The organism is Isoptericola sp. NPDC055881 (assembly GCF_053615895.1).
In genome coordinates, this window is sequence record NZ_JBSHCR010000022.1 from 49,048 (window position 1) to 60,545 (window position 11,498).

Genomic DNA, 11,498 nt, shown 5'->3' on the forward strand with positions numbered 1-11,498 from the left:
CGCGCTGCTCGAGGGTGTGGTGCAGGGTGCTGGATGTGCCGAAACCCACCCCCCGCGACGTGGTCTCCGGCTTCGTGACCGGCCTCTTCTCCATCCCGGAGGGCATGGCGTACGCGACCGTCGGGGGGTTCGCCGCCCCGCTGGGCCTGTGGTCGGGTGCCGTGCCCACGGTGATCGGGTCGATCTTCTCCCGCACCGTGCTCATGGTCACCACCCTCACCAGCGCGATCGCCTTCACCGCGAGCAGCGTCCTGTCGGACGCCGGGCTCGACCCGGGCGACGTCGGCGCCGTCGCCACGATGACGCTGCTGGTCGGGCTGTGGATGGCGCTGCTGGGCGTGCTGCGGCTCGGCTCGGTGATGTCGTTCGTCTCGACGGCGGTGATGACGGGCTTCACGGCCGGGATCGCGGTGCAGATCGTCGCCGGGGTGGTCAAGGACGCCACCGGGTACGTCCCCGAGGCGCACAACACCGTGGGCAAGCTCGTCGAGGCCCTGGTGCACGTGGGCGACTGGGACCTGTCGACCGTGCTGGTCGCCGCCGCCACCGTGGCCGTCTGGGCGGTGCTCCACGCGGTGCGACGCCTGCGCAAGACCGCGACCCTCCTCGCCCTCGTCCTCGTGACCGTGGTCGTCGCGATCCTCGGCACGGAGGTCGAGCGGGTCTCCGACATCGCCGCCATCCCCCGGTCGCTGCCCCCGTTCACGCTCCCCGACCTCGGCGCGCTGCCCGCGCTCGCCACCGGGTCGTTCGCCATCGCGCTCGTCGCGCTCGCGCAGGCCGCCGGGATCGGCGCCGCCGTGCCCAACCCGGACGGCACGCGGACGAACGTGTCCAGGGACTTCACGGCCCAGGGCCTCGCCAACGTCGCCGGCGGCTTCTTCGGCGCGCTGCCCACCGGCGGGTCGCTGTCGCGCACCGGCGTCGCGACCAGCGGCGGCGCGCAGACCCGCTGGGCCGGCATCTTCGCCGGGCTGTGGCTCGTCGTCCTCGTGCTGCTCCTCGGCCCGCTCGCCGGCGAGATCCCGATGGCCGTGATCGGCGGGCTGCTGCTCGTCATCGGCGGCGAGCTCGTCGTCGGGCGCTGGGCCGACATCGTGCTGGTGTTCCGCACCTCGTGGCTCTCCGCAGCCGCGCTCGTCGTGACCTTCGCCGCCACCACGCAGCTCCCCCTGCAGCAGGCGATCTTCCTCGGCGCCGCGCTGTCGATCGTGCTGTTCGCCGTGCAGTCCGCCCGGCGCGGTCGGCTGGTCGAGCTCGTCCCGACGACGGACGGCGAGTTCCGCGTCGAGGACGCGCCCGCCGTCCTGCCCAGCGGCCGCACCACCGTGCTGCACTACCTGGGCAGCGGGTTCTTCGCCGAGGTGAACCGCCTCGAGGAGGAGTGGCCCCACACCGCCGGCACCCGCGACGCCGCCCTGGTCATCTCGCTGCGCGGCTCGGCCGGCATCCCGTCCACGACGTTCCTCAAGTCCCTCGACCGCCTCCTGGACCGCTGGCACGACCACGGCGTCGAGGTCGTCGTCTGCGGCGTCCCCGCCGCCCTGGCGGGCCGGTTCGCCACCGGCGGCGTGTCGCAGCGGCTGCAGGACGCCGTCGTCCCCGAGTCCGACGTGCTGCTCGGCTCCGTCCGCGAGGCCTACGACCTGGCCGAGCGCCGCCGCACCGCACGCGCGCCGAGCACCCCGACAGACCCGACCACCGAGCAGGAGCCCTCGTGACCGACGTCCTCACCGCCATCGCCCAGGTGGCGATCCTCGTCTTCGTGCTCGCGTCGATGATCGGCCTCGGCCTGTCGTTGACGGTGCAGCAGATCCTCACCCCGCTCAAGGACGCCAAGCTCGTGGTCCTCGGCCTGGTGACCAGCTTCGTCGTCGCGCCCGCCGCCGCCTGGGCGATCGCCGCGCTGTTCGGCCTCAGCGACTCCCAGTCCCTCGGCCTGCTGCTCCTCGGTGTCGCCGCCGGCGCACCCTTCCTGCCCAAGCTGGCGCAGCTCGCCAAGGGCGAGGTGCCCTACTCCGTGGGCCTCATGGTGCTGCTCATGGTCGTCACCGTCGCGTACGTGCCGCTCGTGCTGCCGCTGCTGGTCGACGGCGTCACCGTCAGCGCCTGGGACATCGCCCGCCCGCTGCTCCTGCTCATGCTGCTGCCCCTCGCCGTCGCGCTGGCCGTGCGGGCCCGCTACCCCGAGTCCGCAAAGCTCGCGCCGATCCTCAACCGGGTGTCGACGACGGCGCTCGCGCTCGGCATCGGCTCCGCGGTGCTGGTGGGGCTGCCCCAGATCTGGGACCAGGTGGGTACCGGGGTGCTGCTCGCGACCCTCCTGTTCACCGCGGTGTGCCTGGTCGTCGGCTGGCTGCTCGGCGGCTCCGGCCGCGCGCAGCGCTCGGTCACCTCGCTGGGGACCGCGCAGCGCAACCTGTCCGCCGCCCTGCTCATCGCCGGGACCAGCTTCGTCGACACGCCGGAGGTGCTGGTGACCGTCATGGTGGCGTCCCTGCTGCTCACCGCCGCGCTGCTGCTCGTCGCGGCGGAGCTGGGCCGAAGGCACCGCTGAGCGGAGTGCGAGGGCCCGACCGAGCACTCGGTCGCTCCCTGATCACCGCGGTCATCGCCCTCTGGCCCACGGCGTCCCGACCGGACAGAGCGAGCTCGTTCACTCTCGGAAGGCCCCAGAAGAAGCGAGCAGCTGACGTGGCAGGAGTCGAACCTGCGCGGGGTGACGTTGCGGAAGCCGAGGGCGGAGCCGCGGAGGAGTGGGGCGAGTTCGCTCTGTCTGGGTCGGAACCCCCGCGCGCAACGCTCGGCCACCTCGCTCGGTACCGCGCAGCGCGAACGTCATGGTGGCGTCCCTGCTGCTCACCGCCGCGGAACTGGGCAGACGCGCACCCGCGAATGCATAGTTATATAACTCTGCCGACACCCAACTTGGAGTTATATAACCGCCGTCCTGAGGTCCACGGGTACGGAGCAGGCAGTGCAGCTCATCGAGCGGGGCGGGTTGACGCTTTGCGCTATCGCGCCGCAGCGTTCTCCGACGGCGCGTGGCGCAGGAAGCGCCAGGCGATGCCGAACAGCACGGTGAAGAGGATCGCGAACACCAGCGTCGTCGTCCGGTAGGCGCCGACGTACGCGTCGGTCGAGGCGGCGACGACCTGGTCGAACAGGTCGGAGCCGCGGGCCCAGGCGGGCACGGCGTCGTCGGAGAACCACCCCACCACCTGTCCCTGCTGCTCCGGCGTGAGGCCCAGCTCGGTCAGGCGGTCCCCGAGGCCGCGGCCGATCCCGGCGTACAGCAGCGTGGAGCTGAGCGCGGACGCGAGGGCGAACGACGCCTGCCCGATGGCGGGCTTGCTCGCGACGGTCGCGCCCACGAGGTCGGGCGGCGGCACCTCGACGAAGAACTCGCCGGCGGCCGTCTCCGTCAGCATGCGCGAGAAGCCGCCGATCACCAGCGCGACGCCGAACACCCAGTACGGGGTCGACGCCCCACCCAGGGTGAACAGGAACATCGTGAGCGCCACGCCCGCCAGGCCGAGGAGGACCAGGGACTGCGGACGCCGCCCGCGCGCCGCGAGCCGCCCGGCCGCGAAGGCGCCGAGCACCATGGCGAGCGTGGCGGGCAGCTGGCCGAGCGTGACCTCGAGCGGCGTGTAGGAGTACACGTACTGCCACAGCAACGACAGCTGCAGCACCATGACGGCCTGCCACATGTTGAAGGACATGTCCGCGGTGAGCGCGCCGGCCAGGTTGCGGTCCTTGAAGAGCTTCACGGGCAGCGCCGGCTCGTCATGGTGGGACTCCCACCACAGGAACGCCACCATCGACACCACCCCGACCAGGAGCGGCACGAGCACGCGCGCCGTCAGCCAGCCGCCCGAGGCACCGCTCACGCCCCAGATGATGCCGACCAGCGCCAGCGCGACGAGCACCAGGCCCACGGGGTCGGACTTGCGGCGGTGCACCGCCTTCGACCGGGGGACGAAGACCTTGTTCAGCGCGAACGCCGTCGCGCCGACGACGGGGACCACCAGGTAGCCCAGGCGCCAGTTCTCCCCGATGAGCCAGCCACCGAGGATCGTGAGCGGCAGGGTGAACCCGACCTGTCCCGTGAAGTAGAGCGACATCGCCGACGGGATGTGGTCGGGCGCGACGGTCCGGATGAGCGCCATCGACAGGGCGAGCGTCCCGGCGAGTCCGACGCCGGTGATCACCCTGCCCGTGAGGTAGAGCTCGAAGCCCGGCGCGACCGCCGTGACCAGCCCCCCGACGACGAGCGCGACCGCGCACCACATGAGCGTGAGCCGGCGCCCGTACCGGTCGCCGACCGTGCCGATCGTGAGGATCGACGCCGCCAGGGCGAGCGTCGCCGCGGACGCGGCGACGGAACGCTGCGTCGCCGACATGCCGAACTCTGCGGCGGCGGACGCGAGCGCCGTGTTGTGCAGGGACACGTCGGCCGCCTGCGCCACGCCCGCGACCGTCAGCGCGAGGATCGCCAGTCCCGGGCGCCGCGCGACGCCGTCGACGGAGGCGGGCGTCGACGCCGACGCGCCCCCGGTGCCCGTCGGCGCGGACCCGCTCATGACGCGGCGGACGAGGAGTCGTGCACGGTGACGCCTCGCTTGAACGTCCGCAGCACCACGATGTCCTGGATCTCGTCCACCGCGACCTCCAGCGGGTTGGCGCTGAGCACGGCGAGGTCCCCGAGCTTGCCCACCTCGATCGACCCGCGGTCACCCTCCGTCCGGTGCTCGTAGGCGGCGTTGATCGTCAGGGCGCGCAGGCCTTCGAGCGGGGTGACGCGCTGGTCCTCGCCGAGGACGACCCCGCCGGTGGAGGTGCGGGACACCGAGCTCCACAGCAGCAGGAACGGGTTGATCGGCGTCACCGGGTAGTCGGAGTGGTTGGTCGGCCGCAGCCCCCTGTCGATCGCGGAGCGCATGGGCGAGATGCCGAAGGCCCGCTCCTCGCCGAAGTTGGCGATGTGGGTGTCGCCGAACAGGAGGGTGTGCACGGTGAACATCGACGGCTCGAACCCTGCGGCCACGTAGTCGTCGAGCTGTTCCAGGCGCATGACCTGCGAGTGGATCGGGATGGTGCGCCCGGTGGGCGTGGCGCCCGCCGCGACCGCCGCCCGGTGGGCGTCCAGGAGCCGGTCGACGGCCGCGTCGCCGTTGCAGTGCGCGAACACCTGGACGCCGTGGCGGTACGCCGTGGTGACGACGGCGTCGGTCTGGTCCTGGTCCATGTTGGCGAGGCCGTGCCAGTGCTCCTCGCCGCCCGGCCCGCCCGTGCGGTACTCCTCCGTGACGAACGCGGTACGCCCCTGCGGGGACCCGTCGATGATGAGCTTCACGCCCTGGACCGTGTGCCCGCCGACCGTCGTGTCGAACAGCCCGGACTCGATCACGGCGTCGAGCTCGGGGTACGCCGCCAGGGAACGCACGTCGACCAACAGGGGGCGTTCCGCGGCGAACGCGCGCAGCTTCTCGACCTGCGCGTGCGTGGCCGCGCCGTCCTGCACGGTCGTCATGCCCCAGCGCGCGTACTCCGCGAGCATCGCGTCGGTCTCTTCGCGGCCGTAGTCGAGAAGGCCGAACACGAAGCCCATCCACGCCTGCTCCCACAGCACGCCGTTCGGTACGTCGGTGCCCGGGTACCGGCCGATCGTGCCGCCCTCCGGGTCGGGCACCCCCGGGGTGAGGTCGAGCTCCTGGAGCACCTTCGAGCTCACGACGCCGCCGTGGGCGGAGACGTGCACGATGACGACGGCCTGGTCGGGGAACTCCCGGTCGAGGATCTCGGCCGTGATCTCGCCGCCGTCGTCCATGGCCTCCGGGTAGTACCCCCACCCGATGATGTACTCCCCCGGTCCGGGGTGGTTGCGGTCCTTGGCCTCGTGCAGCTTGCGCAGGACGTCGTCGACGGTGCGGGTGTCGCCCACGGGCGGGGCCGCGAGCGCGGCGTGCTTGATGAACGGGGCGCCCATCGAGACGTGGCTGTGCGCGTCAACGAAGCCGGGGACGACGGTCTTGCCCCCGAGGTCGACCACCTCGGTGCCGGGGCCCGCGAGGGCCTCGACCTCGGCGGCGGTCCCGACGGCCGTGATCGTCCCGGAGGTGACGGCCACCGCCTCGGCGATCGTGTCGACGTCGTCCACCGTGATCACGGTGCCGTGGGTGAGGATCAGGTCGGGCGCGGTCATGGCTTCCTCGTTCCTTCTCGGGCTCAGCTCTGGGGGCCGGCGTCGCCGCCCGCGAGCGCCGCCGGGCGCCCGTCGAGCGTGAGGGGCCCGTCGACCAGGCGGCCGGCCTTGCGGTCCCGGTTCGCCTTCACGAAGAACAGCGTGCTGATCACGGCGAAGAAGGTGAGGAAGCCCGCGATGATGAACATCGTCCCGTTGAACGAGCTCAGGAAGACGTCGGACGCCTCGTCGATCACCTTCTGCACGACGGCGGGGTCGTAGTCGGACAGGTCCCCGCCGGAGATGTACTGCTGGATCATGCCGGTGTACTGGCCCTGCTGGGCCGGTTCCACGTTGGCGGCGGCGAAGGCGTCGGCGATGCCGCGGCCGTACTGGCCGAACAGGAACGTGGACGACAGCGCGGTGCCGAGGGCGAAGCTCGTCTGCCCGATGGCCGTCTTGGACGACGCCATCGCGCCCGTCAGGGCGGGCGGCGGCTTGGCCACGAAGAACTGGCCCATGGTCGTCTCGTTGAGCATGCGGGCGAACCCGCCGACGATCATCGGGATCGCGAAGAAGATGTACGGCGACGTGGTGGTCGAGAACCCGAACAGCAGCATCGTGCCGATCAGCAGCACGTGGCCCACGATGAGGTTCGCCGAGGCGGGGATGCCCCGGGACAGCAGCCGTCCTGCGATCACCGCGCCGACGACCATCGCGAGGCTCATGGGGAGCTGACCGAGGCTCACCTGCAGCGGCGTGTACTGGTAGACGTACTGCCACAGCATGGACAGCTGGATCATCACCACGGCCTGCCACATGTTGAACGAGAAGCCGACGGCGACCGAGCCGGCGAGCTCCGGGTCCTTGAACAGCTTGACGGGGAACGCCGGGGCCGGGATCCGTCCTTCCCACCAGATGAAGACCGCCATGAACACGAGCCCGACCAGCACCGGGACGAGCACCTGGGCCGAGCCCCAGCCGTAGCTGGCCGCGTTCGACAGGCCGTAGATGAGGCCGATCAGCGAGACCGCGATGGAGGCGAGCCCGACGTAGTCGAACGCGCCGACCGTGTCGGCCTTCGCCTCGGGCAGCCCGCGCATGCACATGAGGAACGCGACGACGGCGACGATCGGCATCGTGAGGTAGCCGAAGCGCCAGCCGAACCCGGCCATCCACCCGGCGACCACGCCGAGCACGAGGGCCGCGGCGGTCTGGCCGGCGAGCCAGAACGCGACGGCCTTCGGGATGGCGTCGGGCAGCACCTCGCGCAGCAGCGCGAAGCTCAGCCCGAACGAGGCGGCGATCCCGATGCCGGTGATCCCGCGCCCCAGCATGAAGATCGCCGTCGTGGGGGCGATCGCGGTGATGATGCCGCCCGCGATCGCGGTCAGGAGGCCGAGCAGCATGATCCTGCGGCGGCCGATCCGGTCGCCCAGCGCGCCCGTGGTGAGGATGAAGGCGGCCAGCGCGAGGGTGCCGACGCTCGCCGCGAACGCCCGCGCCGAGCTGGACATGTCGAGGTCGACGCTGGCGCCGACGATCGCGATGTTGTTCGCGGTCGGGTCCACCACCTGCAGGCAGGACGCCGCGGTGAGCGCGACCAGCGCCGCCGTCGTCCCCTTGGCGTGCCCTGCGACCTGTGTGCTCATCTCGGTGCCTCTCGGTGCGCAGCGATCTGACCTGGTGGGACACACGCTAGGCAGGGCGACGACGATCCGCGCGCGGAACGGCGCACCACTCGACGGGCGCTCCGACGGCGCCGAACCTAGGCTCGCGGCGGAAAGCCCGAACCGCGGAGAGGAACGACGCATGACGACCGACCGGTACGAGGAGCTCGCTGCACTGCCTTTCGACGGCGGCTATCCGACGACCGAGACGCGCGACGCCCTCGACGACGAGCTGTTCTTCCAGCGCGCCACGCAGACCTACCTGTGGGCGCTCCCGGCCGTGAACATGTACGCGATGAAGGTCGGCATGGGCAAGGCCGGCGGCGGCACCGGGTACAACGTCATGGCCGTGACGGAGCAGCGGCTCAAGCCGAACACCGTCATCACGACGCCGAACTCCGACGTCATCTACGGGCTCGGGTTCGCGAACCTCGCCGAGTCGGGCCCGCTGGTCATCGAGGCCCCGCCGAAGCTGCAGGCCCTGCTCGACGACTTCTGGCACCGCCCGCTGACAGGCCCCACGATCGACGGCCGCACCTACCTGGGCGACGTCGGCATCCCCGGCCCGGACCACGGCGAGGGCGGCACGTACCTCATCGTGCCCGAGGGGTACGACGGCGAGGTCCCCGAGGGCCACTTCGTGTTCACCAGCCCCACCGACGGCGTGTTCATCTTCGTGCGCGGCTTCTTCTCCTCCAACGAGGACCTGAGCCCGGGCGTGCAGTCCGTCGAGGCCATCACGGTGCGCCCGCTGCACGGCGAGGCGCAGCCGATGCGGTTCGAGCACGTCTCCGACACCCCCGCCGACGCCCTGTTCCCCCGTGGCGCCGCGTACTTCGACCTGCTGGACGAGTTCATCCAGTCCGACCGCGTGGACGCCGTCGACCCGTACATGCACGGGGTGCTCGCCGCGCTCGGCATCCGCAAGGGCGACACCTTCGCACCCACGGCCCGCCAGCGCGAGCTCCTCGAGGCCGCCGCCGTCACCGGCTGGAAGATGGCCAAGAACATCGCCGCCAACTTCGACCGGGAGAACAAGGGCCTGTGGTGGTCCGACCGGCAGTGGGCCGCGCACGCGCTCACCGAGACGGACGACTTCTGGCACACGCTCCTCGACGAGCAGTGGCGCTGGCGCGACACCGGGCACACCCACGTGGACGCCAAGGCGCACATGTTCGTCAACCACTACTCCATCAGCACCGGCATGATCTCCTCCGTGCCGGGCCTGGGTGCGAAGTACGGCGGCGCGTACAAGGACTCCGACGGCGAGTACCTGCGCGGCGAGCGGACCTACCGCCTCGACATGCCCGCCGACCCGCCCGCGCGCCTGTTCTGGTCGATCACCCTCTACGACGCCGACACCGCAGCGGGCGTCGACGCCGTGGGGCAGACCTATCCGTCGCTGAACTCCATGAACGACCTCGTGCACAACGAGGACGGCTCGACCACGTTCATCATCGGGCCGGACGAGCCCGAGGGCGCCGGGAACTGGCTCAAGACGGTGCCCGGCCGCGGCTGGTTCAGCCTGTTCCGCTTCTACGGTCCCACCGAGGTCTTCTTCGACCGCGGCTACAAGACCGGCGGCTTCGTCCGGGTCGACGCCTGACCCATCCGCGCGCCGGGGCAGCAGGTCTGCCTCGGCGCGCGCTCGTGGTCCGGCGGTGCCATCGTGGCGCCATGTCTACCTCCCCGAAGCCAGCTACGCCCTCGATCGCCGCCCAGCAGCAGCAGATCCTCGACAGCCTGCCCTTCGCCGACCGCCAGGACTTCGAGGACGCGACGCGCGGCCTCCTCGGCCGCCGCACCCCCAACGCGATCACCGCGGAGGACGGTCGCGTCGTCTGGGACAACGACACGTACTCCTTCCTCTCCGGCGACGCGCCCGACACGGTGAACCCGAGCCTGTGGCGCCAGTCCACGCTGGTCGCGGAGCAGGGCCTGTTCGAGGTGGTGGAGGGCATCTACCAGGTGCGCGGGTTCGACCTGTCGAACGTGACCTTCATCGAGGGCGACACGGGCGTCATCGTGCTCGACCCGCTGATCGCCACGGAGACGGCGGCCGCCGCCCTCGCCCTGTACCGCGAGCACCGCGGCGACCGGCCGGTCACGGGCGTCATCTACACCCACTGCCACGTCGACCACTTCGGCGGCGTCAAGGGCGTCACCACGCAGGAGGACGTCGACGCCGGCCGCGTGCCCGTCATCGCGCCCGTCGAGTTCACCGAGCACGCCGTGGCCGAGAACGTCTACGCCGGCACCGCGATGGGCCGCCGCGCGGGCTACATGTACGGGGCCGCGCTCGCCCGCGGCCCACAGGGCCAGGTCGGCGCCGGCCTCGGCCAGACCACCTCCACCGGCACCGTCACCCTGATCAACCCCACGGTCGAGATCACCACGACGGGGCAGGAGGAGACGGTCGACGGCGTCCGCATGGTGTTCCAGATGGCGCCCGGCACCGAGGCGCCCGCCGAGATGCTGGTCTACTTCCCCGACCGCCACGCCCTGTGCACCGCCGAGGACGCCACCCACACGCTGCACAACCTGCTGACGCTGCGCGGCGCCGTCGTGCGCGACCCGCACGCCTGGGCGAACTACCTCACCGAGACCATCGACCTGTTCGGCGGCGACCTCGAAGTAGTCTTCGCGTCGCACCACTGGCCCACGTGGGGCCGCGAGCGCGGCGTGGAGTTCCTCGCCGGTCAGCGCGACCTCTACGCCTACCTGCACGACCAGACGCTGCGCCTGCTGAACAAGGGCTTCGTCGGCTCCGAGATCGCCGAGCAGCTGCAGCTGCCGCCGGCGCTCGAGAACTCGTGGCACGCGCGCGGCTACTACGGCTCCGTCAGCCACAACGTCAAGGCGATCTACCAGCGCTACATGGGCTGGTACGACGGCAACCCCGCCCACCTGTGGCAGCACCCGCCCGTCGAGCAGGGCAAGCGGTACGTCGAGTTCATGGGCGGCGCCGACGCCGTGGTGGAGAAGGCGCGCGCGTCGTTCGACGGCGGCGACTTCCGCTGGGTGGCGGAGGTGGTGAGCCACGTCGTGTTCGCGCAGCCCGACCACGCCGCGGCGAAGGAGCTGCTCGCCGACACGTTCGAGCAGCTCGGGTACGGCTCGGAGAACGGCACCTGGCGGTCCGTGTACCTGTCCGGCGCCACCGAGCTGCGCAGCGGCAACTTCGGCACCCCGACGCAGACGGCGTCGCCCGACATCGTCGGCCAGCTCTCCCCGGAGATGCTCTTCGACGCGATCGCCATCCAGGTGGACGGGCCCCGCGCGTGGGACGAGCGGCTCACCGTCGACGTCGTGCTCACCGACGCGGGCACGCGCTACCGCCTGACGCTCGCGAACGGCGCCCTCACCTACAGCGCGGCCGTGCAGCGGGGTGACGCCGACGCGACGCTCACCGCGACCCGCGCCACGCTGCCCGCGCTCGCCGCCGGTTCGCCCGAGGCCCTGACCGCGGCGGGCATCGAGGTCTCCGGCGACGCGTCCGTCCTCGCGCGCCTGACCGCCGTCCTCGACCCGGGCGACCCGGACTTCGCGATCGTCACGCCGTAGTCCCGGTCCGCCGCCCACGCGTCGCCGTCGTGCCGAACAGGTGGTTGCGCACGTTCTGAACGCTCAGAACGCGCGCC

Annotated in this window: 7 protein-coding genes; 4 read left to right on the plus strand and 3 right to left on the minus strand. The window is 71.6% G+C overall.

Translation table 11 applies throughout. The annotated features are described in order from the left end of the window. Positions 1-35: 35 nt before the first annotated feature. Both ACWGKI_RS09045 and ACWGKI_RS09050 read left to right on the plus strand, forming a co-directional pair. The gene (locus tag ACWGKI_RS09045) at positions 36-1,721 is read left to right on the plus strand and encodes a SulP family inorganic anion transporter (RefSeq protein WP_452186382.1); all 1,686 of its coding nucleotides are present in this window, start codon (positions 36-38) and stop codon (positions 1,719-1,721) included. Then, positions 1,718-2,557, plus strand: coding sequence for a bile acid:sodium symporter family protein (locus tag ACWGKI_RS09050; RefSeq protein ID WP_452186384.1), 840 nt, complete (start codon positions 1,718-1,720; stop codon positions 2,555-2,557). The genes ACWGKI_RS09045 and ACWGKI_RS09050 overlap by 4 nt, the downstream gene beginning before the upstream one ends. 457 nt (positions 2,558-3,014) lie before the next feature. Here ACWGKI_RS09050 and ACWGKI_RS09055 read toward each other — a convergent pair whose 3' ends face one another. From ACWGKI_RS09055 to ACWGKI_RS09065, 3 genes are read right to left on the minus strand one after another with little or no spacing between them, the layout of a single operon-like run. Next, positions 3,015-4,586, minus strand: coding sequence for an MFS transporter (locus ACWGKI_RS09055; protein WP_452186386.1), 1,572 nt, complete (start codon positions 4,584-4,586; stop codon positions 3,015-3,017). Beyond that, positions 4,583-6,208 (minus strand): amidohydrolase, encoded by a 1,626-nt coding sequence (locus ACWGKI_RS09060; RefSeq protein WP_452186388.1) that lies wholly within the window; start codon positions 6,206-6,208, stop codon positions 4,583-4,585. The genes ACWGKI_RS09055 and ACWGKI_RS09060 overlap by 4 nt, the downstream gene beginning before the upstream one ends. Before the next feature lie 23 nt (positions 6,209-6,231). Next, the gene (locus ACWGKI_RS09065; protein WP_452186390.1) at positions 6,232-7,839 is read right to left on the minus strand and encodes an MFS transporter; all 1,608 of its coding nucleotides are present in this window, start codon (positions 7,837-7,839) and stop codon (positions 6,232-6,234) included. A gap of 160 nt (positions 7,840-7,999) precedes the next feature. Here ACWGKI_RS09065 and ACWGKI_RS09070 point away from each other — a divergent pair, with 160 nt between their 5' ends. Together ACWGKI_RS09070 and ACWGKI_RS09075 are read left to right on the plus strand one after the other, a co-directional pair. Beyond that, on the plus strand, positions 8,000-9,463 hold the full coding sequence (locus ACWGKI_RS09070) for a DUF1254 domain-containing protein (protein ID WP_452186392.1): 1,464 nt from the start codon (positions 8,000-8,002) through the stop codon (positions 9,461-9,463). Between the two features lie 71 nt (positions 9,464-9,534). Beyond that, complete coding sequence (locus tag ACWGKI_RS09075; RefSeq protein ID WP_452186394.1) at positions 9,535-11,421, plus strand: alkyl/aryl-sulfatase; 1,887 nt, start codon at positions 9,535-9,537, stop codon at positions 11,419-11,421. Positions 11,422-11,498: the final 77 nt, after the last annotated feature.